The 25,868-nt window shown below is 67.3% G+C and carries 23 protein-coding genes and 1 riboswitch; of the genes, 9 read left to right on the top strand and 14 right to left on the bottom strand.

Annotation, left to right across the window (positions count from 1 at the left end; translation table 11 throughout):
* Both RAMLITH_RS19970 and RAMLITH_RS26135 read right to left on the bottom strand, forming a co-directional pair.
* Positions 1-2,233 (bottom strand): DUF5801 repeats-in-toxin domain-containing protein (locus RAMLITH_RS19970; RefSeq protein ID WP_238344296.1); only part of this gene is annotated, 2,233 nt, incomplete at its 3' end.
* A gap of 281 nt (positions 2,234-2,514) precedes the next feature.
* A complete protein-coding gene (locus tag RAMLITH_RS26135; protein ID WP_272954204.1) occupies positions 2,515-2,643 on the bottom strand; it encodes a hypothetical protein in 129 nt (42 codons plus the stop codon).
* Between the two features lie 179 nt (positions 2,644-2,822).
* On the opposite strand from RAMLITH_RS26135, the gene RAMLITH_RS26140 reads away from it, so the two are divergent.
* Complete coding sequence (locus RAMLITH_RS26140) at positions 2,823-3,512, top strand: LuxR C-terminal-related transcriptional regulator (RefSeq protein ID WP_202883307.1); 690 nt, start codon at positions 2,823-2,825, stop codon at positions 3,510-3,512.
* A 129-nt stretch (positions 3,513-3,641) separates the two neighbouring features.
* Here RAMLITH_RS26140 and metF read toward each other — a convergent pair whose 3' ends face one another.
* The 3 genes from metF to ahcY form a co-directional block, all read right to left on the bottom strand.
* Complete coding sequence (gene metF / locus RAMLITH_RS19980) at positions 3,642-4,469, bottom strand: methylenetetrahydrofolate reductase [NAD(P)H] (RefSeq protein WP_168109219.1); 828 nt, start codon at positions 4,467-4,469, stop codon at positions 3,642-3,644.
* 10 nt (positions 4,470-4,479) lie between these two features.
* A complete protein-coding gene (locus RAMLITH_RS19985) occupies positions 4,480-5,220 on the bottom strand; it encodes a TlyA family RNA methyltransferase (RefSeq protein WP_168109220.1) in 741 nt (246 codons plus the stop codon).
* A gap of 173 nt (positions 5,221-5,393) precedes the next feature.
* Positions 5,394-6,827 carry an adenosylhomocysteinase gene (gene ahcY, locus RAMLITH_RS19990; protein WP_168109221.1) on the bottom strand — a complete coding sequence of 478 codons (1,434 nt, stop codon included), beginning with the start codon at positions 6,825-6,827 and terminating at the stop codon, positions 5,394-5,396.
* A gap of 76 nt (positions 6,828-6,903) precedes the next feature.
* A riboswitch (S-adenosyl-L-homocysteine riboswitch) is annotated at positions 6,904-6,974 on the bottom strand.
* Between the two features lie 119 nt (positions 6,975-7,093).
* On the opposite strand from ahcY, the gene RAMLITH_RS19995 reads away from it, so the two are divergent.
* The 3 genes from RAMLITH_RS19995 (at position 7,094) to RAMLITH_RS20005 (ending at position 8,916) form a co-directional block, all read left to right on the top strand.
* Positions 7,094-8,182 (top strand): ATP-dependent DNA ligase, encoded by a 1,089-nt coding sequence (locus RAMLITH_RS19995; RefSeq protein WP_168109222.1) that lies wholly within the window; start codon positions 7,094-7,096, stop codon positions 8,180-8,182.
* 73 nt (positions 8,183-8,255) lie between these two features.
* The gene (locus tag RAMLITH_RS20000; protein WP_168109223.1) at positions 8,256-8,738 is read left to right on the top strand and encodes a hypothetical protein; all 483 of its coding nucleotides are present in this window, start codon (positions 8,256-8,258) and stop codon (positions 8,736-8,738) included.
* Positions 8,739-8,760: 22 nt separating this feature from the next.
* On the top strand, positions 8,761-8,916 hold the full coding sequence (locus RAMLITH_RS20005; protein ID WP_168109224.1) for a hypothetical protein: 156 nt from the start codon (positions 8,761-8,763) through the stop codon (positions 8,914-8,916).
* 81 nt (positions 8,917-8,997) lie between these two features.
* Here RAMLITH_RS20005 and RAMLITH_RS20010 read toward each other — a convergent pair whose 3' ends face one another.
* The 5 genes from RAMLITH_RS20010 to ligD form a co-directional block, all read right to left on the bottom strand.
* Complete coding sequence (locus tag RAMLITH_RS20010) at positions 8,998-10,107, bottom strand: enolase C-terminal domain-like protein (protein WP_168109225.1); 1,110 nt, start codon at positions 10,105-10,107, stop codon at positions 8,998-9,000.
* Positions 10,104-11,075: a Bug family tripartite tricarboxylate transporter substrate binding protein gene (locus tag RAMLITH_RS20015; RefSeq protein WP_168109226.1), complete on the bottom strand. Its 972-nt coding sequence runs from the start codon at positions 11,073-11,075 to the stop codon at positions 10,104-10,106. The genes RAMLITH_RS20010 and RAMLITH_RS20015 overlap by 4 nt, the downstream gene beginning before the upstream one ends.
* A gap of 22 nt (positions 11,076-11,097) precedes the next feature.
* Entirely contained in the window at positions 11,098-12,246 is a 1,149-nt protein-coding gene (locus tag RAMLITH_RS20020) for a mandelate racemase/muconate lactonizing enzyme family protein (RefSeq protein ID WP_168109227.1), read from the bottom strand.
* Positions 12,247-12,328: 82 nt separating this feature from the next.
* Positions 12,329-13,288 carry an NAD(P)-dependent oxidoreductase gene (locus tag RAMLITH_RS20025; protein ID WP_238344297.1) on the bottom strand — a complete coding sequence of 320 codons (960 nt, stop codon included), beginning with the start codon at positions 13,286-13,288 and terminating at the stop codon, positions 12,329-12,331.
* Between the two features lie 95 nt (positions 13,289-13,383).
* The gene (ligD, locus tag RAMLITH_RS20030) at positions 13,384-14,676 is read right to left on the bottom strand and encodes a non-homologous end-joining DNA ligase (RefSeq protein WP_168109228.1); all 1,293 of its coding nucleotides are present in this window, start codon (positions 14,674-14,676) and stop codon (positions 13,384-13,386) included.
* Positions 14,677-14,793: 117 nt separating this feature from the next.
* On the opposite strand from ligD, the gene hsdR reads away from it, so the two are divergent.
* From hsdR to RAMLITH_RS20045, 3 genes are read left to right on the top strand one after another with little or no spacing between them, the layout of a single operon-like run.
* On the top strand, positions 14,794-17,229 hold the full coding sequence (hsdR, locus tag RAMLITH_RS20035) for an EcoAI/FtnUII family type I restriction enzme subunit R (protein WP_168109412.1): 2,436 nt from the start codon (positions 14,794-14,796) through the stop codon (positions 17,227-17,229).
* A 19-nt stretch (positions 17,230-17,248) separates the two neighbouring features.
* Positions 17,249-18,718, top strand: a complete 1,470-nt coding sequence (locus RAMLITH_RS20040) for a type I restriction-modification system subunit M (RefSeq protein WP_168109229.1) — start codon at positions 17,249-17,251, stop codon at positions 18,716-18,718.
* Entirely contained in the window at positions 18,715-20,457 is a 1,743-nt protein-coding gene (locus RAMLITH_RS20045; protein WP_168109230.1) for a restriction endonuclease subunit S, read from the top strand. The genes RAMLITH_RS20040 and RAMLITH_RS20045 overlap by 4 nt, the downstream gene beginning before the upstream one ends.
* 31 nt (positions 20,458-20,488) lie before the next feature.
* On the opposite strand, the gene RAMLITH_RS20050 is transcribed toward RAMLITH_RS20045, so the two are convergent.
* The gene (locus RAMLITH_RS20050) at positions 20,489-20,911 is read right to left on the bottom strand and encodes a PIN-like domain-containing protein (RefSeq protein ID WP_168109231.1); all 423 of its coding nucleotides are present in this window, start codon (positions 20,909-20,911) and stop codon (positions 20,489-20,491) included.
* On the bottom strand, positions 20,908-21,597 hold the full coding sequence (locus tag RAMLITH_RS20055; protein ID WP_168109232.1) for a DUF433 domain-containing protein: 690 nt from the start codon (positions 21,595-21,597) through the stop codon (positions 20,908-20,910). The genes RAMLITH_RS20050 and RAMLITH_RS20055 overlap by 4 nt, the downstream gene beginning before the upstream one ends.
* A 198-nt stretch (positions 21,598-21,795) precedes the next feature.
* Here RAMLITH_RS20055 and RAMLITH_RS20060 point away from each other — a divergent pair, with 198 nt between their 5' ends.
* Together RAMLITH_RS20060 and RAMLITH_RS20065 are read left to right on the top strand one after the other, a co-directional pair.
* Positions 21,796-23,427 (top strand): peptide chain release factor 3, encoded by a 1,632-nt coding sequence (locus tag RAMLITH_RS20060; protein WP_168109233.1) that lies wholly within the window; start codon positions 21,796-21,798, stop codon positions 23,425-23,427.
* Between the two features lie 19 nt (positions 23,428-23,446).
* Entirely contained in the window at positions 23,447-24,244 is a 798-nt protein-coding gene (locus RAMLITH_RS20065; RefSeq protein ID WP_168109413.1) for an HAD-IIB family hydrolase, read from the top strand.
* 9 nt (positions 24,245-24,253) lie between these two features.
* Here the strand turns inward: RAMLITH_RS20065 and RAMLITH_RS20070 are convergent, their stop codons facing one another.
* Together RAMLITH_RS20070 and RAMLITH_RS20075 are read right to left on the bottom strand one after the other, a co-directional pair.
* Positions 24,254-24,715 carry a thioredoxin family protein gene (locus tag RAMLITH_RS20070; protein WP_168109234.1) on the bottom strand — a complete coding sequence of 154 codons (462 nt, stop codon included), beginning with the start codon at positions 24,713-24,715 and terminating at the stop codon, positions 24,254-24,256.
* A 2-nt stretch (positions 24,716-24,717) separates the two neighbouring features.
* Entirely contained in the window at positions 24,718-25,680 is a 963-nt protein-coding gene (locus RAMLITH_RS20075; protein WP_168109235.1) for a transporter, read from the bottom strand.
* Positions 25,681-25,868: the final 188 nt, after the last annotated feature.

The raw sequence follows: 25,868 nt of genomic DNA on the forward strand, positions 1-25,868 counted from the left end.
GCGAGTCCATGCCTTCGCTGCCGGCGGCCAGGGCGTAGCTGGCCGGCGTGGCGCCCATCCCGTCGGCGCCGAAGACGGCGCTGAAGTTCGAGGAGAAGTCACCGGTGGCGTTGGTCGCCAGCACGGTCTCGTCCACGGTCAGTATCGGCAAGGTCCCGGTGGTCGACACACTGGGACCGTCGTCGGCGAAGCGCACGTTGCCGCCCAGGTCCACGTCCTGGCTGTGGGTGGCCGTGTCGCCGTCACCGTCGGTGGCGGTGGCCGTTCCGGTCAGCTTCACGAGGCCGGCGGCCAGCACGGCCAGCTGGTCGTCGAACGGGCTGCCGGTCGGCGTCGGGTCGTCGGCGATGGGGTGGTCGATCGCGGCGTACTGCGTGAGCGTCACGACGCCCGTGGCCGCTACGACGGAGATGCTGAAGATGGTGTTGGCCGCATCGATCGAGGCGGCCGCGAGTGCAGTGGAGCCGACGATGACGCCGGCCACGTTGTACAGGTTGATGCCCGCGCCGTCGCTGGCCAGGCCTGAGGCGCCGCCATCGGCGCCGTACAGGCTCAGCGTGTAGTTGGCAGCGACGCTGCCGGGGCCGTCGGCACCGAAGACCGCCGCGCCGCTGAATGCACCGCTGAAGTCGGCCGTGGTCGAGGCCGTATCGGCGGCCGTCGGGTCGCCGTCGGTTTCCGCGTCCTGCGTGGTCAGCAGCACGCCGGCTTCGCCGGTAACGCTGACTGCCACGCTCGGCCCGTCGTCCTCGAAGGCCAGGGCCTGGAACGCGTCGGTATCGACGGCGGCATTGCTGAGCGAGAACTTGCCGATGTCGAATGCCGCATTCATTTTCGACGCGTTGGCGATCGGATTGCCGGAGTTGCTGATCAACACCCGGTTATGCGTCAGCGTGCCGCTCGAGTTGCCGGTGCGGTACGAAACCACGTCGTTCGCTTGCAGGCCGATGAGTTCCACCGAGCCGTCCGGCCTGAAGTCCACCGATGCGCCGGTGGCGGCGTCCTGGAAGTCCGAGGTGAACACGTACTCGGGCCCCGGCGACAAGGTGTTGCCGCTCTTCACAGACGTGCTGACCTTGACCCAATTGATGTTGACGACCGTGTCGCCGCCCGCGCCGACGCCCAGCCCGTCGACGAAATTGACGCCGGATTCAGCGGCCGTGTTCAGCGCGGTGATCGTCAGCGACGCCTGGCTGTCCTGCTGCAACTGGACAACCGCGAAGGACGCCCCCAGCGCGCCGAACATGCTGGAGAACTGGATATTGGATTCGATGTCGGCTTCGTTCTGGTCGAGGTTCGGCACCGTGAGCTGATCGTTGGCCCCATTCACGAACGAGAAGTACAGGCCCTCGCCCGGATCGACCATCTGGTTGGTGTTGCCGATGGTGGTGCCCCCGCCGCCCTGCCCGGTGTTGACGGTCTGGCCCTTGGTGATGCTCTCCCCGGCCGACTGGTTGGCGGGGTGCTCGGCCGTCACTACGATGGCAACTTCGCCCGCCGCGGGCGTCCCGTCACCAAAGGTCAGGAACAGGTTCTGCCCCGAGGGCGCCCCCTGCAAGGAGAATTCGCTGCGGGTGCCCACGCTGACGTACAGCGGATCCGCCAGGATTCTCGCGTCGTCGTACGCAGCGGCGGTCGCACCATCGATGCCGTGTTCCATCGGCTCGTATTCCACCAGCCACACCTTGGCGCCGAGCGCGTCGACGTCCGTCGCCAGGGGGGTGTCACCCGCGCCGGTAGGCTGCAGATAGGCGGCGAACACGATCGCTCCGGCCGGGTTGGCCGTGCCGTCGGCATTCGCCTTGCGGCCGAACACCACGTTGTTCTCGTCGACGCCGGGAAGGTCGGATGCCGTGTAGCTGTACAGCGCGATCTTCAGGCCGTCCGTTGTCGTGAGGTAGTCGGTCGGGCCGGCGCCGTACTTCGCCAGTTCGCCGTTCAGCGGACCGCCCGCCGAGTTGGTAAAAGCCAGATCGACGACATCGGCGCCCAGGCCGGTCAGCAAGGAGCTGCCGATCGAATTGTCGGCCGTCGCGTTGCTCACGGAGACGTTGGTGGGCAGGACGCCCGGCGCGACCACCAGCGAGAGCAGCGCATCGAATTCCGGAACATTCGCGACGAGCGTGCCCAGGCCGCCCGCCACGTCGTTGCCCGTGCTGTCGCCCGAGGCCGCCGCGTTCTGCGTGCCTGTCGTTTCGTCAATGGTGAGTGAGCCGGTGATCGTGAAGGCCATGATTTACTCCTGCGGCTTTACATCGAAGGCGTCCCGGAAGCGACGCCTTGCCTGAAGAAGGATGCGGCCAGCCGAAGCTGGCCGCGCTGCAGCGTTGCGGCCCCGGGCTCCCGCCGGGAGACAGGTGGAAGACCGGGCGCCACATCGATGCATTGCGCAGGATCGACCCGGGGCAGTCCTCGTTCAATACACCGCTTGGTGTATGTGCCGCCAGGCCATGCGCCCCGCGGGCGCGACAAGGCCCGGCGCCGGGGCGCCGGGCCTTGTCGTCCGGCGGATGATCAGCCGAACGCGATGTGCGAGGCGAGCAGGTCGACGCCGACCACCGTCACCGTCGTCACCTGGGCCGCCCTGGGCGCTCGCGGTACCGGCCAGCACGCAGTCGAACAGCCCTGTTCAATACATCGCATGGTGTACCGCGTTCGCGGGAGCCGGCGCGCTCTGTGCGTCAACACACCCAGGCCGCTGCGCGCCCATGTCGTACATCAAGAACAGTTTGTAATTTTCGACTGCACAGCTTCGACATCCTTGCGGTTTTGGCGCGCACTGCTACGCTGCGGCGACAACAAACGCGAAGTCGAGGCTTCCGGTGAAGATCAGACTGCTGGTGGCGTGCCGGGAAGAGCGCCGTGCCGAGGCTCATCGGGACGCCCTGGCACGCGTCGCCGCCGATCGCATCGCGACAACGGCCGCTCGGCTCGATGAAATCATTCTCCTGTCAGCGCAGCAGCGACCTGACGTCGTCCTTCTCGAACACGTGGCCGGCGACGAGGAGCACCTGTGGAGCATCCTGCACCGCATCGCGCGGGTCAGCCCCGCCAGCCGCATGCTGCTGCTGTGCGACCTGTGCACCGACCGGCTCGTCACCAGCCTCGTCGCCAACGGGGCGTGCGGCAGCGTGGCAGCGGCCAGCGATGCACTGCTGTGGGCGAAGGCCGTGCTCGCCGTCCACCGGGGCGAGTGCTGGTTCGCGCGCTCCGCCGTGCTGCAGGCGCTGCGTCGGCAGCTTGCAGCTCACCATCACCCGCCATCCGCTTCCAGCCAGGAGGAGCGATTGCTCACGACACGCGAGCGCGAGATCCTGTCGCTGATCGGCGCCGGAATGAGCAACAAGGAAATCGGGCGTGTCCTGAGCATCAGCGACCAGACGGTGAAGACTCACCTCCACCACATCTACGTCAAGCTGAACCGGAGCGGCCGCTACAAAGCCTTCGTCGCCACGCCACCGCCCATCGCGAGTGCATCCCGGTCCGCCGGGGCGCATGCTCCACCAAGCTGATGCGTGAGCAGGTCGCGGCCAGCGAGGTTTCCGGCGACCGCGCGTCAGCGATAGTCCTCCGCCAGCGCCGGCGGCATGTGGGGCAGGCCGCATTGCGCGCCCGAAGCGCGCAGCGCGTTGAGACTGCGCCTACACCCCCAGCCGCTTGCAGATCTCCACCGACGCTGCCGCCTGGTTCATCGTGTAGAAGTGCAGGCCCGGGGCGCCGCCTGCGACCAGTTGCTCGCACAGGCGCGTGACGACGTCCAGGCCGAACGCGCGGATCGAGGCGCTGTCGTCGCCATAGCTTTGCAGGCGCAGCCGGATCCAGCGCGGGATCTCCGCGCCGCACGCATCGGAAAATCGCATCAGCTGGGTGGAGCTCACGATCGGCATCACGCCGGGCACCACGGGGATGTCGAGGCCGGCCTTGCGCACTTCCTCGACGAAGCGGAAATACGAGTCCGCGTTGTAGAAGTACTGGGTGATGGCACCGTTGGCGCCGGCGCGCACCTTGGCCGCGAAGGCGCGCAGGTCGTGCTCCGGCGAGCGCGCCTGCGGGTGCATTTCCGGATAGCAGGCCACCTCGATGTGGAAGTCGTCGCCGGTCTCGACCCGGATGAACGCCACCAGGTCGCTCGCGTGCTGGAACTCGCCGCCCGTGCCATAGCCGCTGGGCAGGTCGCCGCGCAGCGCGACCAGCCGCCGGATGCCCATCGCACGCAGTTCGGCCAGCTGCTCGCGCACCTTGTCGCGCGTGGCGCCTATGCACGAGAAGTGCGACGCCGCTTCCCTGCCTTCGGCCAGGATTTCCTTCACGGTTGCGAAAGTGCCTTCGTGCGTTGAGCCGCCCGCGCCGTACGTCACCGAGCAGAACTCGGGCTGCAGCGCATACAGGGCCTGCCGCGCCGTGCGCAGCTTCGCCGCGCCTTCCGGCGTCTTCGGCGGAAAGAATTCAAAACTCACCGGCGTCTTCATGCCGCCCTCCTCATGTCCTGGTCGTCGCGTGGACGAAAAATTCCCGGTTGCCGTCGCCGCCCTCGATGGCACTGTCGTGCCAGCCGCGCACCTGCAGCCCCAGCGCCGCGCAGCAATCGCGGATGCGGCGCTCGACCACGGCGTACAGCGACGCGTCGGTGACGATGCCGCCCCTGCCGACCTGTCCCGGCTGCAGTTCGAACTGCGGCTTGACCAGCAGCAGCAGGTCGCCGCCCGGCCTGGCCAGCGGCGCCAGCGCCGGCAGCACCAGCGTCAGCGAAATGAACGACAGGTCGCCGGTGACCAGGTCGAAGCCACTGCCCGCCTGCTCCGCCGTGAGTTCGCGCGCATTCACCTTCTCGATGGCCCGCACCCGCGGATCGCTACGCACCTTCTCGTGTAGCTGGCCGTGGCCGACGTCGACGCCGGTCACCTGCGCCGCCCCGTGCTGCAGCAGGCAGTCGGTGAAGCCGCCGGTGGACTGGCCGACGTCGAGGCAGCGCTTGCCTTGCACGCTGATGCCGCAGGCGCGCAACGCGCCCTCGAGCTTCAGCCCGCCGCGCGAGACGTACTTCGCCTCGGCCGTGTCGAGCAGCTCGATCTGCGCCCGCGGTGGCACTTCGTCGCCGTTCTTGGCCACCGTCTTCCAGGCACCGCGGTCGAGCCAGCGCACGCCCGAGGCGATCAGGCGCTGGGCCTGCGACCGCGAGGACGCGAGGCCGCGTTCGACGAGGAGCTGGTCGATGCGCATTGCCGGCACCCTCACCCCAGCCCTCTCCCGCAAGCGGGAGAGGGGGCAGAAAACTGGTCGGTACGCATGGGTGTGCTCTTCTCCCTCCCCCGCTGGGGGAGGGTTGGGGTGGGGGCACGGCACTCGCGCCCCTCACCCCAGCCCTCTCCCCAGAGGGGCGAGGGAGGAAGACATCAATACCGGTACGTATCGGCCTTGTACGGCCCCTGCTTGGGCACGCCGATGTACTCGGCCTGCTCGTCGGTCAGCTCCGTCAGCATGGCGCCCACCTTCTTCAGGTGCAGCCGCGCCACCTTCTCGTCCAGGTGCTTGGGCAGCACGTAGACCTTGCCGATGTCGTAGGCATCGGCATGCGTGAACAGCTCGATCTGGGCGATGGTCTGGTTGGCGAACGACGAGCTCATGACGAAGCTGGGGTGGCCGGTGGCGCAGCCCAGGTTCACCAGCCGGCCCTTGGCCAGCAGGATGATCTTCTTGCCGTCCGGGAAGATGATGTGGTCCACCTGCGGCTTGATCTCTTCCCACTCGTATTGCTCGAGCGCCGCCACCTCGATCTCGTTGTCGAAGTGGCCGATGTTGCAGACGATCGCCTGGTCCTTCATCGCCGCCATGTGCTCGTGGCGGATCACGTGCTTGTTGCCGGTGCAGGTGACGAAGATGTCGGCCTTGTCGCAGGCGTACTCCATGGTCACGACCTTGAAGCCTTCCATGGCGGCCTGCAAGGCGTTGATCGGGTCGATCTCGGTCACCCACACCTGCGCCGACAGGGCGCGCAGCGCCTGGGCCGAGCCCTTGCCCACGTCGCCGTAGCCGGCCACGCAAGCCACCTTGCCGGCGATCATCACGTCGGTGGCGCGCTTGATGCCGTCCACCAGCGACTCCCGGCAGCCGTACAGGTTGTCGAACTTGCTCTTGGTGACCGAGTCGTTCACGTTGATCGCGCGGAACAGCAGCGTGCCCTTGGCGCTCATCTCGTTCAGGCGGTGCACGCCGGTGGTGGTCTCTTCGGTGACGCCGATGATCTGGGCACCCTTGCGGCTGTACCACGTCGGGTCCTGCGCCAGCCTGGCCTTGATCGCGGCGAAGAGGCACTTCTCCTCTTCGCTGGTCGGGTTGGCGATCAGCGACGCGTTCTTCTCGGCGCGCTTGCCCAGGTGCATCAGCAGCGTCGCGTCGCCGCCGTCGTCCAGGATCATGTTGGGGCCTTCGCCCTCGCTGCCCTTCGCGCCGAATTCGAAAATGCGGTGCGTGTAGTCCCAGTAGTCGGCCAGCGACTCGCCCTTGATCGCGAAGACCGGCGTGCCCCTGGCGGCGATGGCCGCGGCGGCGTGGTCCTGGGTCGAGAAGATGTTGCAGGAAGCCCAGCGCACCTGGGCGCCCAGCGCCTGCAGCGTCTCGATCAGCACCGCCGTCTGGATCGTCATGTGCAGCGAGCCGGTGATGCGCGCGCCCTTGAGCGGCTGCGCCTTGGCGAACTCCTCGCGGATGGCCATCAGGCCGGGCATCTCGGTCTCGGCGATGCGGATTTCCTTGCGGCCCCAGTCGGCGAGCGACAGGTCGGCAATGGCGCAGTCCTGGGAGGTGGCGGGTTTGAGAACGGCGTTCATCGTGGCTCCAATGGTGGGTGGGGCCACTGACCGGCGCACGGGGAACTGCTCTGCTGCAAGCTCACCGCACAGGATCAGTGGGTGAGCGTCGTTGCATGTTGACCGAGCCTCACGCCTCAAAATGGCGCTGCAACGCTCCTCGGATGCCGCGGATTATACCGGCGGGCCACCTGCCCTGCAGTGGCCGGGGCGTCCTGGGGACCGTACGGCCGGGTCCTGGCCAGGACCGGCTCCACGAGGCCGCGATCCCTGTTAGAACGGTGCCCATGGCATCTTCCTCCCCCACCTCGCCTCCGATCGAGCCGATGCTCGCCAGGATCGCCGATGCGCTGCCGCCCGAGGGCGGCTTTCTCTACGAGCCCAAGTGGGACGGCTTCCGCGCCCTGGTGTTCCGCCACGGCGACGAGGTCTATCTGCAAAGCCGCGACCTGCGGCCCTTGAACCGGTACTTTCCGGAGCTGGAACGGGCGCTGGCCCAGGCGCTGCCCAGGGGCTGCGTGCTCGACGGCGAGATCGTGGTGGTCGGCGAGAAAGGCCTGGATTTCGACGCGCTGCAGCAGCGGCTGCACCCGGCGGCCTCGCGGGTGGCGAAACTGGCGCAATCCACGCCGGCGGCGTTCGTCGCGTTCGACCTGCTGGCCGCCGGCGGCCGCTCGACGATGGAACTGCCGCAGGCCGAGCGCCGCATCCGCCTGGAACGGCTGCTGGCCAGCGTCGCCCCACCGGTGTACCTGACGCCCGTCACCCGCGACCGCGCGGTAGCCGAGGACTGGTTGCAGCGCTTCGAGGGCGCGGGGCTGGACGGCGTGATCGCCAAGCCGGAGGCGCTGCCCTACCAGCCGGGCAAGCGGGCGATGTACAAGATCAAGCACTCGCGCACGGCGGACTGCGTGGTGGCGGGCTTTCGCTGGTATCGCGACAAGGAGGAGGCCGTCGGCTCGTTGCTGCTGGGCCTGTACGACGACGCCGGGGTGCTGCACCACGTCGGCGTGACGTCCGCCTTCACGATGCAGGTGCGGCGCGACCTGGTGCAGGAACTCGCGCCGTTGCGCGACGACGCGCTGGAGAACCACCCCTGGCGCGACTGGGCCCAGGCCACCGACGAAAGCACGCGGATGCCCGGCGCGCAGAGCCGCTGGAGCGCTGGCAAGGACCTGTCGTGGGAGCCGCTGCGCCCGGAGCGGGTGGTGGAAGTGCGCTACGACCACCTGCAGGGCAACCGCTTCCGCCACGCGGCGGTGTTCGTCCGCTGGCGGCCGGACAAGCCGGCGCAGGACTGCCGCTACGACCAGCTGGAAGTGGCGACGGCCTTCGAGCTGGAGAAGGTGTTCGGGGCGGCAAACGCGCCGCGGTGACGATGGCAGAGTGACCTGTGGGTTTGCTTGCATCTTGCAGGTTCCACGCCAGACTCTGCAAAATCGAGGGGAAATGAAGGTGATCGCTGGCCTTCCTGCTCGCCGCCTGCCCGGCGCCGTGGCAGCCATTCTTGCCGGCGCATGTCTTGCGGCGGCGCTCGTCACGGCCGGGGCGCTTGCTGCTCCGGTGGCCGCCAAATCCACGTACAAGTGTGCGGCGGGCGCACGGCAGTTCATCGTCGCGGCGCGCTCGGTGCAGGAAGCCAAGGCCGCCGCCCGAAGCGGTGCTGCGGGAGCACCCGGAGCAAGCCGCATCTCCTGCAAGGCCCTGCGCTCGCCGCCGGCGCAGGTGGGTTCCGTGCAGCCGCCAGCCGCACAGCCGGCCGATGGCCGCGAAGCCCGGCAATCCCACCGCTGGCGTGGTCATCCGGTCCCGGGCCAGGAGCTGCTGCCCGGCGAAACGCCGGAAGAATGCATCACCCGCCTTCACATTCCGCGCGACGACAAGCTGGAAGCGCTGTGCCGCCCGATAGAGGCAAAGCCCGCGTCCAGGTGAAACGCTGACGCGCCGTCCGCGGATGGCGCGGCTCCTGCCGAGCGCGATCCCGGTTGCGGTTACCGGCTCGCCGCAGCGCGAGGAGTTGCGCGAGAAGGACATGATCTTCGACCGCTACCTGGTCAAGCCGGTCCGCAACGCCGAGTTCCTCGGCTTGCTCGATCCGGCGCGCGCGTAGTTCCCCGCTGGGAGAAGGCTTGGAAGGGGGCAGCGCGCCTGCGCTCCCATCCCACAGTCCCCCCGGACGGGGAGGGAGACATCACGACAGCACGGCCACCTTCTTCTTCGCGATCAGCTCGAAGTCGATCTGCGCGCCCAGGCCGGGACCGGTCGGCGCATGGACCATCCCCTGTCCGTCGTATTCGATGTCCTGCGCCAGACCGTATTTCTGCGATCCCGACGGCAGCAGGATCTCGAAGAACTCCGTGTTCTGGATCGCCATCAGCACGTGCAGGTTCGCCACGTTGTTGAGCGAATTGCCGCCATGGTGCAGCTCGTAATTGAGATGGAACGCCTCCGCCAGGTGCGCCGCCTTCATCAGGCCGGTGATGCCGCCTTTCACCGCGACGTCGCCCCGCAGGAAGTCGGTGGCCCGCTCCTTGACCCATGGCGTGTACGAGTCCAGGCCGCCGGCCGGGTACTCGGTCGCCATGATCGGGATGTGCAGGTGCTTCTTCAGCTCGACGTAGTTGTAGATGTCGGCGTCCGCAAGCGGGTCCTCGTACCAGTAGTAGTCCAGCTCCTGGATCGCCTGCCCCACCCGCAGCGCGGCGGCGTACTCGTAGCTCCACGCCGCGTCGAGCATCAGCAGGTAGTCGTCGCCGACCGCCTTGCGGACCGCTTCGCACACCTTGATGTCCTCCCGCCACGCCTGCGGCGGATGGATCTTGTACGCGGCGAGGTTGAGCGATTTGTAGTGCAGCGCCTCCTCGGCATAGGCCTGCGCGCTGGGCAGCACGGCGGAGCTGATGTACGCCGGCACCTTGTCGCGGAAGGCGCCCAGCAGGCTGTGGATCGGCAGCCCCGCCGCCTGGCCGGCGATGTCCCACAACGCGATGTCCACGGCGCCGATGGAGCGCACCGTGGTGGTCCGCACCCGCTTCCACATCGCCTTGTACAGGCGTTCGCGGTCGAATGCGTTCTGTCCGACCAGCAGCGGCTTGAGCACCCGGACGAGGCTCGGCCCGTCCATGTCGGCGCCGTTGAACGCGGAGCCGAGGAAGGCGTGGCCGGTGATGCCCTGGTCGGTGGCGATGGCCAGCAGCCCGAGCTGGCTGGCCCCGGAGAACCTGCCGGTGTGCGCGCCGTAGCTGGTGGCGGGAATGCCGTCCCAGGCAAACAGGGTCAGCGTGACGTCGGTGATCTTCATTCGATGCGGATGTTCGCTTCCTTGATCAGCGAGGTCCACTTGTTCACTTCGCTGTGCACCAGCTTGCTGAAGTCCGCGGGCGTGCTGGCCACGACCTCGACGCCGGCATTGCGGAAGCGCTGCACCACGTCGGGCTCCTTCAGCAGGGTCACGATGTCGCGATTGAGCTTGTCGACCACCGGCTTCGGCGTGCCGGCCGGCAGTTGCATGCCGAACCAGACGTTCACCTCGTAGCCGGGCACGCCGGCCTCGGCCACCGTCGGCGCGTCCGGCAGCAGCGGGGCGCGCTGCGAGCCGCTGACGCCGATCACCTTCATCTTGCCGGCCTTGATGTGGTTCACGACGTTGGGCACGTTGTCGAACAGGGCGTCGATCTCGCCGCCGATCATCGCTGTCACGGCGGGCGCGCTGCCCTTGTACGGGATGTGCTGCATCTTCGTGCCGGTCATCTTCATGAACAGCTCCATCGACAGGTGGTTCGACGAGCCGGAGCCGGTCGAGCCGTAATTGACCTTGCCGGGGTTCTTCTTCGCGTACTCGATGAATTCCTTCACGGTGTTGACGGGCAGGTCGTTGCGCACCACCAGCGCGTTCTGCGTGCTGCCGGCCCACACCAGCGGTGTGAAGTCCTTCAGCGCGTCGTACGGCAGGTTCGCGCCGTACAGGCCGGGCAGCGCCGAGAACGGCAGCGGCGAGATCAGGATGGTGTAGCCGTCGGCCGGCGACTTGGCCACGAACACGTTGCCCACGGTGGTGTTGCCGCCCGGCTTGTTCTCGACCACCACCGGCTGGTTCCACATCTTCGTCAGCTTCTCGGCCGACACCCGGGCCAGGGTGTCGTTGAAGCCGCCGGGCGGATACGGCACGACGAACTTCACGGTGCGCTCCGGGAAGCCCTGGGCGGCGGCGCCGGCCGCGACGATGGCCAGGCAGGCGCCGGCGAGGATCTTCTTCAACAGACTGCTCATCTTGTCTCCTTGGTTGCGATTGTCAGAACTTGACGACGTAGCCGGGGCCGTCGATCGACGGGTACTTGCCGAAGATCGATTCGTCCACCTCGATGCCGATGCCGGGGCCGGACGGCGGCTCGACGCAACCGTCGGCGCCGATCTCGAAGGTGGGGCCGAACATGTCGCGGAACGGATTGAACTTCGAGACGCAGGCCTCGAAATAGCCGGAATTCTCGGTGGCCGCCATGAAGTGCAGCGTCGCCGCGTGGTTCAGGCCGGTCGCCGAGCTGTGCGGGTTGACCGGGATGCGCCACGCGGACGCGATCGCTGCAATGCGCACGCCTTCGGTGATGCCGCCGCACTTGGACAGGTCGGGTTGCCACACCTGCACCGCGCCAGCTTCCAGCAGCTGCGCGAACTCGAAGCGCGTGTAGTGGTTCTCGCCGGCCGCCAGCGGCACCAGCGGCGTGATCTTGGCGGCTTCCCGGTACGAGGCGAAGTCGTTGCAGGCGAACGGCTCTTCCAGCCAGCCGGCGCGGATGTCGGCCAGCACCGGCAGCACCCGGCGCGCGTCGGCCATCGTGTAGACCGTGTTCGCGTCGGTGAGGATGTCCACGCGATCGCCAAGCGCCTGGCGTACGTGCACGGCGCGCTCGATGTCGTCGCCTGCGTTGTCGCCCAGGCGCAGCTTGACGGCCTTGTAGCCGCGCGCCACGTACTCCCCAGCCTCTTCGGCCAATGATTCCTTCGGCTGGTAGCCCAGCGAGATGCCGCCGGCGTAGGCCGGTACTCGGCGCCGCGTGCCGCCCAGCAGCTCGTACAGAGGCATGTTGGCGGCCTTGCCGCGGATGTCCCACAAGGCCATGTCGATGCCGGACAGGGCCAGCGCCGCACCGGCGCCCAGTCCGTGGCTCGAGAGCTGCATGCGGTGCACGCGCTGCCAGGCGCCGACAACGTCGGTGGCATTCATGCCTACCAACATCGGCGCCAGCGTGTTCTGGATCAGGCTCGCGATCGCGCCCGGGCTGCGGCCCGGATGAGCCTCCCCGTAGCCGGTGACGCCTTCGGAGGTTTCGACGCGCACGATGATGGCGTCGCGCTTGAGGGTGCTGCCGACCCCCATGGTCACGGTCTTGCCTTCGGGCAGCCGGTACGACAGCGGCACCGCCGTGATGGATGTGATCTTCATGGTCTCCGTTCCTTGCGGCCGCGCAGGGCCGACTCGGGAGCATACCGGCGTGCCGCGCGCCCGGCGCGGCCTGGGGAAATGTTCAACGAAAGACCTGCGGGTTGACCACATTGCGCGGCCGCTCGCCGCGCAGCAGGGCCAGCACGGTAGCCACGGCGACCTCGCTCATCGCCCGCATGCTGGTGTCGCTGATGCCGGCTACGTGCGGCGTCAGCAGCAGGTTGGGCGCGTCGAACAGCGGCTCGTCGCCGGTGAGCGGCTGCCGCTCGAACACGTCCAGCGCGGCGCCGCCGAGCCGTCCTTGGCGCAGCGCGGCCACGACGGCTGCGGTGTCGACCACCGGTCCACGCGCCACGTTGATCAGGATCGCGTCGCGCTTCATCGCCGCCACGCTCGCCGCATCGACGAGGCCCCGCGTCTGTTCGGTCAGGGGGCAGCAAAGGACCACCACGTCGGACCGGGCGAACAACTGCTGCTTGTCCACCGCTTCCACGCCGGCCGGCAGGGTTTCCGGCCGCCGGGCCAAGCCCAGCACCCGCATCCCCAATGCCGCCGCCACCGTGGCGAGCCGGCCGCCGATGTCGCCGACGCCGACGATCCCGCAGGTGCTGCCGCCGAGATCGCTGCCGCCGTCGGCGAGCGGGCGTGCCGCGGCCCAGCCGTCCCGCCGCATGCGCGCATCCATGGTGGCCAGCCCGCGCCGCAGGTGCAGCATGGCCGACAGGCAGTACTCCACGACGGCCTGCGCGTTCACGCCGGGCGTGTTGGCCACCGGAATCCCGCGGGCTGTCACCAGGTCCATCGGCACCATGTCCAGGCCCACCCCGTGGCGCACGATCGCACGCAGGTTCGGCGCGTGGTCGAACAGCTCGGGCGCGAGCGGCGCGCGGACCACCAGCGCGTGAGCGTCGGGGATCAGGCGGGCCAGCGTCGCCGTAGAGGGGTCCGGCGCCAGCACCACTTCGCAGTGCTGCGCCAGCTCGGGCATCAGGTCGGGATGGATCGGATTGGTGAGCAGCACCCGGGGCTTGGCGTGGGACAAGAAAACTCCCTGTGGAAAGTCCAGGCGGCATTGTGCGGGCTGGCGGCACGCCTGCCCCCACCCCTGCCCTCCCCCAGCGGGGGAGGGAGCGAACCTCAGTCGCGATGCGCGTCCGGCTTGTCCGCCTTCGGCCGCTGCCGCGCCGGCACGTGCTCCAGGTTGATCCGAACGCGGTACCACAGGGAGGAACTGCCGCGCATCTTGTCCACCAGCACGTCGGCGGGTTGCAGGTGCGCCGCCGCCTTCGGATGGCGCTCCTTCCACGCTTCGACCGCAGCCAGCGCCTCGGCCTCGCGGTCGGCGCGGGCGATCTCGATCAGCGGCTTGGTCGACTTGCGCTTCGCCGGGATGGCCTTCGAAGCCGCGGTCTGCGCGGTCTTCGATGACTTCGATGCCGACGGCGGCGCCCGCCGCGGCTCGCCTTCCTGCTTGCGGTAATGCGGCGGCCAGGGCGCGTCGCCCGCGCCGTCGCGCTCATGGCGAGCGGACAACTCCAGCAAGCGATCGATCGAGCACACGGCCGCATCGATGCCTTCGTGCGGATCGCCGATGCTGGCAAACCGCGCCGGCATGGCCCGCAGCGTGAAGTCCGCCGGGTCGCAGGTGTCCAGCTCGCGCCAGCTCACCGGCGCCGATACGCGGGCGTCGGGCCGCGGCCGCACCGAATACGCCGAGGCCACCGTGCGGTCCTTCGCGTTCTGGTTGTAGTCGACGAAGACGCCGTGCCGCTCCTCCTTCCACCACTTGCTGGTGGCGAGCAGTGGGGCGCGGCGCTCCACCTCGCGCGCCAGCGCCAGCGCGGCACGGCGCACCTGATCGAAGGTCCAGCGGCGGGCTATCCGCACCAGCACGTGGACGCCGCGCGAGCCGGAAGTCTTGGGCCAGCCGACGAGGCCGAAGTCGGTCAGCACCGACTCCACCACGCCCGCCACCTCGACGATCTGCTTCCATTCGACGCCGGGAACCGGGTCGAGGTCCACGCGAAGCTCGTCCGGGTGCTCCAGGTCGTCGGCGCGCACCGGGTGGGGGTGCAGTTCGATGCAACCCAGGTTGGCCATCCAGGCCAGCGCGGCCGCCTCGCGCGGCACCACCTCTTCAGCGCTGCGGCCGGACGGAAAGCGGATCTGCGCCACCTCCAGCCAGTCCGGACGGTTGGCGGGCGCCCGCTTCTGGAAGAAGAATTCCTCGCCGATCCCGCCGGGGTAGCGCACCAGGATGCACGGCCGGCCACCGGCGCCGCGCAAGGCGCCCGGCGCCACCGCCAGGTAGTAATTGACCAGGTCCAGCTTGGTCAGGCCGGCATCCGGGAACAAGACCTTGCCTGGATTCGTGACGACGACCTCGTGACCGCCCACCTGCAAGGTCCAGGCGTCGGGTGATCCACTCATGGAGCCAGCCTACACCCGCACGGCACAATGCAGGGCTGGCTGCAACGGTTTGCAGCTTGGCCCGACCGTCCCGAGGACCACGATGGAGTGGGACGTCGAGCGATGCCACAGGACGAGATGACCAAGAAGAGCCTGTCCGAGAGCGACATCTGCGACAAGTTCATCCGGCCGGCCATTGAGGCGGCCGGCTGGAGCGGCATGGAGCAGATCTACCGCGAGTACGCCTTGCGAGCCGGCCGCGTGGTCGTTCGGGGACACAAGGCCAAGCGCGATGTCTCGACGGTGCTGCGTGCAGACTACGCCCTCTTCTACAAGACCAACATTCCCCTGGCCGTGGTCGAGGCCAAGGACAACAACCACGCCATGGGCGCCGGCATGCCCCAGGCGATCAAGTACGCCGAGCTCCTCGAGGTGCCTTTCAGCTTTTCCAGCAATGGCGACGGCTTTGTCTTTCGTGACGCGACGCTCGTCGACGGCGTGCTGGAGCGCAATCTGGCGCTGGAGGAGTTCCCGTCGCCGGAGCAACTTTGGTCCCGCTTCTGCGTCTGGAAAGGCTGGTCCGACGACGTCCGCAAGGTCACTGAGTCGGACTACGCGCCCAGCAAGACCCCGCGTTACTACCAGCTCAATGCGATCAACCGCACGGTGGAAGCGATTGCCCGCGGCCAGAAGCGCGCGCTGCTGGTCATGGCCACCGGCACCGGCAAGACCTACACCGCGTTCCAGATCATCTGGCGGCTGTGGAAAAGCGGCGCCAGGAAGCGCATCCTGTTCCTGGCCGATCGCAACATCCTGATCGACCAGACCATGGTCAACGACTTCCGGCCGTTCAAGGGGGCGATGGCCAAGTTGAGTCCGCACGGCAAGGGCGTGGAGATGGTCGATGCGCAGGGCAGGCCGGGCGTCGAGGAAATCGACCTTGCCGTCAGCAGTTCCAAGCAGGTCAACAAGAGCTACGAGATCTACCTGTCCCTCTACCAGGCCGTCAGCGGCACCGAGGAAGAGCGCAACATCTACAAGCAATTCTCGCCCGACTTCTTCGACCTCATCGTCGTCGACGAGTGCCACCGAGGCAGCGCGGCGGAGAATTCGGCCTGGCGCGAAATCCTCGACTACTTCCGCAGCGCGACCCAGATCGGCCTCACGGCCACGCCCAAGGAGACGGCGGACGTCTCCAACTACGAGTACTTCGGCGAACCGGTCTACACCTACAGCCTGCGCCAAGGTATCGAGGACGGCTACCTCGCTCCGTACAAGGTGATCCGGGTCGACCTGGACCGCGACACCTTCGGCTGGCGCCCCGCCGCGGGCATGACGGACAAGCACGGCAACGTCATCGAGGACCGCGTGTACACCGGCGCCGACATGAACCGCAAGCTGGTGCTGGAGCGGCGCGACGAGGTGGTCGCCGCGCGCATCACCGAGTACCTGAAGGCGACCAACCGGTACCACAAGACAATCGTCTTCTGCCAGGACATCGATCACGCAGCGCGGATGCGCCAGGCGCTGAGCAACGCCAACGCGGACATCTGCAGCACGCAGCCACAGTACGTCGTGCAGATCACCGGCGACAACACGGAAGGCAAGCGCGCGCTCGACTACTTCATCGATCCGGAAAAGACCTATCCGGTCATTGCCACCACGTCCAAGCTCATGAGCACCGGCGTGGACGCGCAGACCTGCAAGCTGATCGTGCTGGACCAGAACATCCGGTCGATGACGCTGTTCAAGCAGATCATCGGCCGCGGCACCCGTCTGCGCGAAGACCTCGGCAAGAGCTGGTTCACGATCCTCGACTTCAAGCGCGCTACCGAGCTATTCGCCGACCCGGCTTTCGACGGCGATCCGGTGCAGATCTACGAACCGCGCGAAGGAGATCCCGTCGACCCGCCGGAGCCGCCCGACACCGTCACCGCTGCGCCCGGCACGCCGCCGTCCGCCGTCGACTTGACCGGCCCGGCCGAAGTGAACGCAGACGAACCCCGCCGTTACGTGGTCGGCGGAATGGTCACCGTCGCCGTGGCACGCGAGCGGGTGCAGTACCTGAACGCCGACGGCAAGCTGGTGACCGAGAGCCTGCGCGACTACACCCGGATCAACCTGAAGAAGTCCTACGAATCCCTCGACCAGTTCCTGCAGGCCTGGAACGGCGCCGAGCGCAAGGCCGCGCTGATCGAGGAGCTGGAACGCCAGGGCGTCTTCCTCGACGCCCTGGCCGAGGAAGTCGGCAAGGACCTCGATCCGTTCGATCTGCTGCTGCACGTCGCCTACGATCAGACACCTCTCACGCGGCGCGAGCGGGCGCGGCGGGTGCGCCAGCGCAAGGTCTTCGACAAGTACGGCCCCGTGGCGCGCAAGGTGCTCGACGCGTTGCTGGACAAGTACGCGGACGAGGGCATCGCCACCATCGAAAGCAACGAGGTGCTGCGCGTGCAGCCCCTCTCTACCCTGGGCTCACCCGTCGAACTGATCCGCAGTTTCGGCGGCCGCCCGCAATACCTGGAAGCCCTGAGCACGCTGGAGCGCGAACTCTACGCACCGGCTCAGGCCTGATCCCTCATTTCTGTTTCGGATGTCCAATCTCACACCCGTCATCAAGTCCATCCAGGACGTCATGCGCCAGGACGCCGGCATCAACGGCGACGCGCAACGCATAGAGCAGATGGTCTGGCTGCTGTTCCTCAAGGTGTTCGACGCCCAGGAAGAGGAGCTGGAGCTCACCCGCGAAGGCTACAAGAGCCCCATCCCCGAGCATCTGCGCTGGCGCAACTGGGCCGCCAACCCGGAAGGCATCACCGGCGATCCGCTGCTGGAGTTCGTCAACAACACGCTGTTTCCGAAGTTGAAGGGGCTCCCCGCAGACCCGGTGCGCAACCCGCGCGCCTGGGTGGTGCGCAGCGTCTTCGAGGACGCGAACAACTTCATGAAGAGCGGCCAGCTGCTGCGGCAGGTGATCAACAAGCTGAGCGTCATCGACTTCAACCGGCAGGCCGAGCGGCACCAGTTCAACGACCTGTACGAGAAGATCCTGCGCGACCTGCAAAGCGCCGGCAACGCGGGCGAGTTCTACACGCCGCGCGCGGTCACGCAGTTCATGGTCGACATGGTCAACCCGCAGCTGGGAGAGAAGGTGTTCGACCCGGCCACCGGGACCGGCGGCTTCCTGGTCTGCGCCATCGAGCATCTGCGCCGGCAGGTACGCAACACCGAGCAGCAGGCACTGCTGCAGACCAGCGTCGCCGGCGTCGAGAAGAAGCAGTTGCCCCACATGCTGTGCGTGACGAACCTGATGCTGCACGGGGTCGAAGTGCCCAGCCTGATCGCCCACGGCAACACCCTGGCGCGGCCGCTGCGCGACTACACGCCGGCCGAGCGCGTGGACGTGGTGCTGACCAATCCGCCCTTCGGCGGCATCGAGGAACCGGGCATCGAAGCGGGCTTTCCGGCCGACGTCCGCACAAAGGAAACCGCCGACCTGTTCCTGGTGCTGATCAAACACATCCTCAAGCAGCATGGCCGCGCCGCCCTGGTGCTGCCGGACGGCACCTTGTTCGGCGAAGGCGTGAAGACGCGCATCAAGCAGCAATTGCTGGACGAGTGCAACCTGCACACCATCGTCCGCCTGCCCAACGGCGTGTTCGCACCGTACACCGGCATCAAGACCAACCTGCTGTTCTTCACCAAGGGCCGGCCGACCGAAGCGATCTGGTACTACGAGCATCCGTACCCGCCGGGCGTGAAGAACTACAACAAGACCAAGCCGATCCGCATCGAGGAATTCGACGCCGAGAAGGCTTGGTGGGGCAGCGAGGCCGACGGCTTTGCGGCGCGCGTGGGGAACGAGCGCGCCTGGAAGGTCGACATCGCCGCGATCAAGGCCACCAACTACAACCTGGATCAGAAGAACCCGCATGCCCCTGACGCGGTAAACCACGACCCCGACCAGCTGCTCGCGGAGTACGCGAAGCTGCAGCACGAGGCGCAGGCGCTGCGCGATCAGCTCAAGGCAATGCTGGCCGAGTCGTTGGGAGCGCGGGCGTGAGCGCGGTGCTGAAGGCGCAGGAGCCGAGTGCGCGATATCTCGCGGCGTTGCGACCGGGGCTGGTGGAGCACTTTGACTTGGTCGCCTCCGCCCCTGGGGGCGTGGCGCGAATGCGGGAGCTGATTCTGACATTGGCAGTGCGGGGGAAGCTGGTGCCGCAGTATCCAGAGGATGAACCGGCAAGCGCGCTGCTGGCTCAAGTTCGTGCCGAGAAGATGCAGCTCGTCGCCGCCAGCAAGATTAAGCAAACAAAGCCCCTTGAGGAGATCACAGCCCCCGAAATCCCGTTCAACTTACCCTCAGGGTGGATTTGGGTCCGCCTGGGTACGCTGTTGCAGAAGATCGGCTCGGGTAGCACCCCTCTCGGGGGTAAGGAAGTCTACGTATCTTCGGGGATCAAATTTCTGCGTTCCCAGAACGTCTGGAATGACGGGCTCCGCCTCGACGGCGTCGCTTTCATCACACCGAAGATCCACGCGCAAATGGCTGGTACGGTGGTGCGAGCCAACGACCTCCTCTTCAATATCACCGGTGCTTCGATCGGGAGGTGCGCCGTAGTACCTGCCCACTTTGATGAGGCAAACGTCAGCCAGCACGTCACGATTCTCCGACCTCTAATGAAGGCGCTGAATCCGTTCTTGCACAAGGTGATGATTTCTCGGCGGGTTCAGCAGAGCGTGATGGATGTTCAGGTCGGCGTGTCGCGAGAGGGTTTGAGCGTCGCGAAGTTGAGCCGCTTCTTGATTCCGCTGCCCCCGCTTGCAGAGCAGTCCCGTATCGTCACACGCGTCAAAGACCTGATGCACCTGTGTGACGTCCTCGAAGCGAAGGGCCGCCTCGAAGACGCGCAGCATGCCCAGTTGCTGGACACCCTGCTGGGCACGCTTATCGACAGCGCGTCCGCGGAAGAACTGGCCGCCAACTGGCAACGCGTCGCCGCCCACTTTGACCTGCTGCTTGATCGACCAGAGGCCGTGGACGTGCTGGAGCAACGCGTGTTGGAGCTGGCGGTGCGTGGATTGCTCGTGCCGCAGGACCCGAACGAAGAGCCGGCAAGTGTGTTACTTGCGCGCATTCGTGCGGCGGACGCGCAGTTGCCTTCTAAAGCCAGAGCGCGACGTGAGAAGAAATTCCCAGACCCTGGTGACACCGCACTTCCATTTGAGGCACCAGCTGGCTGGGCTTGGAGCAGATTCGTTGAAGTTGCGGAGGTAGATTCCGACTTGGTTGCACCAGCGGCGTTCAAAGCCGAATGGCAAGTTGCACCGGACTGCATCGAAAAGAGGACCGGTCGGCTGCTACATCGGCGAACCGTTGCGGCCGCAAAGGTGACGAGCCCCAATCATCGATTCCATCCCGGTCAGATTCTTTACTCCAAGATTCGTCCGTCGCTCTCGAAGGCTACCTTGGTCGATTTCGCCGGACTCTGCAGCGCAGACATGTATCCAATCAATGCCAAGATTAATTCAGAGTTTTTGCTCGTGTGCATGCTAAGTCAGACCTTCCTGGAGCAGGTTTCAGTCGCGGAGAACCGCGTGAAAATGCCGAAACTGAATCAAGAAGCACTGGCTTCATTTATCGTTCCACTGCCCCCGCTCGCCGAGCAGCACCGCATCGTCGCCCGCGTCAACCAACTCCGCCGCCTCTGCGCCGACCTGCGCAAGAAGCTGGCCATCGCTCAAGCAACGCAGGTTCGGCTGGCTGACGCGCTTGTCGAGTCCGCTGCGCCTGCTGGCTGACCCTCCGCCCGCAAGCACCGGGGCCGTCCGCTCACTGCTTCGGGTACCACACCTCGACCCGTCCGGCTGCAGCCGCGGTTTTCTCGAGCTCCGACGGGCTGGCTCGATAGACCTTCAGGATCACCGGCGGCGCATGCGCGTCCAGCATGGCCTCGATGCGATGGAGCGTATGGACGAAGTTCCGGGCCAGTTCCGCCGTGGGCACCTTGCCGACAACGACTACGAGCGGCACCTTGAACCGCACTACCGCCGCCAGCTCGTTCGGCACGTAACGGATGCGGCTGTTGTGCGTGATGGCGACGCGGCCGCGGGTGCCGCAGTGCTCCAGCCACTGCTCGTCGCTGCCGTCAGGAGGGAACAGGTCGCCGTGGCGCTCCACGCGGATTCCGGCGTCGGCCAGGATGCGCGGAAACTGCTTTCCGAGATCGCGATCCGTAAACCAGATCCGGCTCACGCCGCTCGGGTGTAGAGCACTGCTTGTTCGACCTCTTCGCGAGACAGGTCGTAATCCTCGGCGATCGCGTCGACCGACTCGCCGGCATCCAATCGGTCGGCGATGGCAATGGTCGAAACGCCGGCACGCTGCACGATCGGGCGGCCAAACGCGATCTGCGGGTCGATGGCAATGGGCCGTTCTGCGGGACGGGCCGCTGCGCCGACATAAGGATAGAGCCGCACCGGGAACTTCCAGTCGTCCCACTCCACTCGGGCCAGATGGTCCTCGAACATCTTGCGCATGGCCAACTGCCCCGATGCGCTCAGGTTGATGAGCTCCACGTAGCGATCCAGGAAGACCTGGCCGGCGTGCGTCCGCAAGTGCCGGCTGAGCAGGAGCCTGTGGATCTGGTGCTTCCTCTCGGCGTACGCGATGGCCGTGCGCAGTTCCTTCAGTGCGACACCATGCTCGGTACGCAGGGCGCGCAGCACATGGGCTTCGACCAGGTTGTAGAACGACAGCTGGAGCGGGTCGCGGTGCGCCGGCTTGATCAGCGGATGGAAGGTGGCCTTCGCCTCGCCCTTGGGATAGTCGCGCCCGATCAGCCACGTACGCAAGGTGGCACCCGGCAGGCGCACGTAGCGTGCGGCCTCGGCGAGCCCGTAGGCGGGCTGGTTGCGGATGTCGAAGGCGTCGGCTTTCATTGGTGGCGGGGATCGCGGGGGCGTCCTGGCGGCGAGACGAATTATCCGCCGAGTTGGTGTCCAGGTGTTCCTCCTGCGCCCCCCGAATTTCCCGCGGTCGCGCCGGGCCGGCGCCGACCCGCGATAATTGCGTCTTCCCGCTCGCAGCAGCCTGCTCCAGGCACATCCTGGCGCGCGGCTCCCTCGTCCCCTGCTTCCATGTCGCTCCAGTCCGAAACCCGGCGTCGCCGCACCTTTGCCATCATCTCGCACCCCGACGCGGGCAAGACCACGCTGACGGAGAAGCTGCTGCTGTTCTCGGGCGCGATCCAGATCGCCGGCTCGGTGAAGGCGCGCAAGGCGTCGCGCCACGCCACCTCGGACTGGATGGAAATCGAGAAGCAGCGCGGCATCTCGGTGGCCAGCTCGGTCATGCAGATGCTGTACCGCGACCACGTGATCAACCTGCTGGACACGCCCGGCCACAAGGACTTCTCCGAGGACACCTACCGCGTGCTGACGGCGGTCGATTCGGCGCTGATGGTGATCGACGCGGCCAACGGCGTGGAAGCGCAGACCCGGCGCCTGATCGAGGTCTGCCGCCAGCGCGACACGCCCATCATCACCTTCGTCAACAAGATGGACCGCGAGGTGCGCGATCCGCTGGACATCCTCGACGAGGTCGAGCGCGAGCTGGGCATGGCCTGCGTGCCCATGACCTGGCCGGTCGGCCAGGGCAAGACCTTCGGCGGGATCATGAACCTGCGCACGCAGACCATGACCGTGTTCGAGTCCGGCTCGGAGCGGCTGCCGCAGGACTTCGAGACCATCCCGCTGTCCAACCGTGAAGAGTTGCTCAAGCGCTTCGGCCACGAGTTCGAGACCGCCGAGCAGAGCATGGAACTGGCGATCGGCGCGTCGCCCGCGTGGGACCACGAGGCGTTCCTCGCCGGCAAGCAGACGCCGGTGTTCTTCGGCTCCGGGGTCAACAACTTCGGGGTCCAGGAAGTGCTGGAGGCGCTGGTCGACCTGGCGCCGTCGCCGGGACCGCGTATGAGCCACCTCGCCGTCAACAAGCAGATGGTCGACAAGCAGGTGCATCCGGACGATCCGAACTTCTCCGGCGTCGTCTTCAAGGTGCAGGCCAACATGGACCCGTCGCACCGCGACCGCATCGCCTTCGTGCGCATGGCGTCGGGCAAGTACACGCCCGGCATGAAGCTGAAGGTGCAGCGCACCGGCAAGGAACTGCGGCCGACCTCGGTCGTCACCTTCCTGTCGCAGCGCCGCGAGGCGGTGGACGAGGCCTACGCCGGCGACATCATCGGCTTCACGACGCACGGCGGCGTGCAACTGGGCGACACCATCACCGACGGCGCCAGCCTGCAGTTCACCGGGCTGCCGTTCTTCGCGCCCGAACTGTTCATGACCGTGATCCTGAAGAACCCGCTGCGGACCAAGCAACTGCAGCAGGGCCTGGCGCAGCTGGGCGAGGAAGGCGCGATCCAGGTGTTCAAGCCCCAGATCGGCGGGCCGATGCTGCTGGGCGCGGTGGGCCAGCTGCAGTTCGAGGTGGTGCAGCATCGCCTGAAGACCGAATACGACGCCGACATCCGGCTCGAAGGCTGTCAGTACACGGGAGCGCGCTGGATCACGGCCGACACGCCGGCGGAGCTGCGCCAGTTCATGGATGCCTATCCGCAGCGGATGGCGCTCGACGCCGCCAACGCGCTGGCGTTTCTCTGCACCTCGCCGTACGACGTGCGGCTGGCGCAGGAGCGCTTTCCGAAGATCCATTTCCATCCGCTGCGCGAGCACGCCGGTCTGGCGCTGCATGGCGGCGCCCACTGACGCCATGCCGAAGCAGTCCATGCGCCCGCTCGCCGAGATGCCGACCAGCGTCGCGGCCGGCATCCACACCGTCTTCAGCGACATCGACGACACGCTCACCACCGAGGGCCAGCTCACTGTGCCCGCGTACGCGGCACTGGCCGACCTGCGCGCCGCCGGCCTGCGCGTGGTGCTCGTCACCGGCCGGCCCGCCGGCTGGTGCGACCATATCGCCCGCATGTGGCCGGTCGATGCCGTGATCGGGGAGAACGGGGCGTTCTACTTCTGGTACGACGCCGCCGGGCGCAAGCTCAAGAGCCGCCATGTGTTCGACGAGGCCACGCGGGCCGCGAACACGGGCCGGATGGCGCAGGTGCGCGAGACCGTGCTGCGCGAAGTGCCGGGCTGCGCCATCGCGTCGGACCAGTTCTGCCGCCTGTACGACATCGCGATCGACTTCCGCGAGGACGTGCCCGCGCTGCCGCCCGCGGCCGTGCAGCGCATCGTCGACATCATGGAGGCCGCCGGCATGACGGCCAAGGTCAGCTCGATCCACGTCAACGGCTGGTTCGGCTCCTATGACAAATTGAGCATGGCGCACCTGTTCCTGCGCGAGCGTTACGGCCTGGAGCTGGAAACCGAGCGCGAACGCTGCACCTTCGCCGGCGACTCGCCGAACGACGCGCCGATGTTCTCCTACCTGCCGCACGCGGTCGGCGTCGCGAACGTCGCGCACTTCAACCTGCCGCCGGACCAGGCGCCGGCCTACGTCACGCCGTCGGAAGGCGGCGCCGGCTTCGCGGAGCTCGCGCAGGCGCTGCTCGCGGCGCGGCGCTGAGCGACGAGGTCAGGGGCGGCGGTGCCGGCGCAGGAAGGCCAGCACCTTCTCGCGGTCGTAGCCCTTGCCCGCTTCCAGCTCGCCGGTCGGCTGCGAATGCAGCAGCGCGCCGCGTTCGTCGAGCACGAACAGGTGTGGATAGCCGGTGACCTTCGGCCACCGCGACAGCACGGCCTCGTTGCGGTTGGCCGGCGAGAAGTTCACCTTCAGCCACACGTAATGCTCGTCGCGCAACTGCCGCACCTGTGCATCGGTCTCGATCAGGCGGTCCAGGATATGGCACCACGAGCACCATTCGCCGCCCACGTCCACCAGCACCCGCTTGCCCTGTTCCCGCGCGAGCGCGACGGCGGTGCCCAGGTCGGCGGCCGCGTCGCGCGCGGCATCGAAGCGCTGCGGCAGCGGTGACTGCGCTGAAGCGCCCGCCAGCATCAGGAAGGCCGCCACGAGCGCGAACAGGCTCCTGACCATGGTCAGAACCGGGCCGATACGCCGACGACGAAGGCGCGCTTGGGCGTCAACTGCACGCCGGTGACGTGCTGGTACACCGGGTGCTGGTAGAACGCGTAGCCGCGCAGCGAATCGGTGAACTGCCAGCTGGCGCCCGGGCTGAGGAACAGCGAACGGCTGCCGCTGTCCTCGGGCTCCGCATTCGCGCCGCTGTCGCGGCGCTTGACGACGGCATTGGCCTGCACGATGCCCGAGAACCGGTCGGTGAAAGCCTTCGCGTAGCCGAGGTCGGCGGAGAACTGCGCACCGGGCCGGAATCCGTCGTGCTCGTTCAGCGCGCGCTGGACCTGCACCTGCGCGAACCACGACGCAGCCTGCTGCGGCAGTTGCTGGTGCACGAAGGCGCCCAGGATCAGGTCGGTGGTGCCGCTGCCGGGCTGCAAGGTGCGCTCGGCGACGGCGCCCGCGTCGTTGGCGATGCCGGTGCGACCGGTCGGCAACTTGGCGCCGAACACGATCCCGCCGGTGCGGGGCGCGTCGGCGCCGCCCAGCGCCTTCTGGTAGCGGCCCGTCACGCGCATGTCACCGAGCTCGCGGTAGTCCCACTGGTCGACGAATTTCTGGCCGCGGTGGTTGTGGATGTGCACGTGGTCGCGGTCGCTGAACGGCGCCGCGACCGAGAAGCCCCAGCCCGAGGCGAAGGTGCGGCTGTACGTGGCGACCAGGTTGCGGTTGTCGGTGCGGACCTCGTCGTGGTGGCGCGGGACCTGGCCGACGCCAACCCTACCGGAGCCGGCGCGCGGCTGGTCCTGCCTGATGGATTCGTAGCGCAGATCCAGCACGCTGCCCTCCACGATGCCGGCCGCCTCGGCCGCCAGGTCGGTTGCGATCGAGCAGTACGCCGACCCGCAGCTGGCTTGCGCGGGAGTGGACAGGAAGCCGGCCAGCGAGGCGGCGACGGCACAGGCGAGGGGATGAAGGCGCATGGGTGAAGGATCGTTGTGAAGAGCCGCCTCGGCGGCGGGGATGTCGAAACTGTAGAGGAAGAATTGAAAGCTGTATCGGCACGGCACCTTCTGCCGTTGACAATCCTCAACGCGGGCGAGGCTCCTCGCGCCGCGGTCGCAGCCGGCCCTCGCCGGAAGGGAAAGGGCCCGCAATTTGCGGGCCCTTT

This window comes from Ramlibacter lithotrophicus (assembly GCF_012184415.1).
Lineage (GTDB): Bacteria > Pseudomonadota > Gammaproteobacteria > Burkholderiales > Burkholderiaceae_C > Ramlibacter > Ramlibacter lithotrophicus.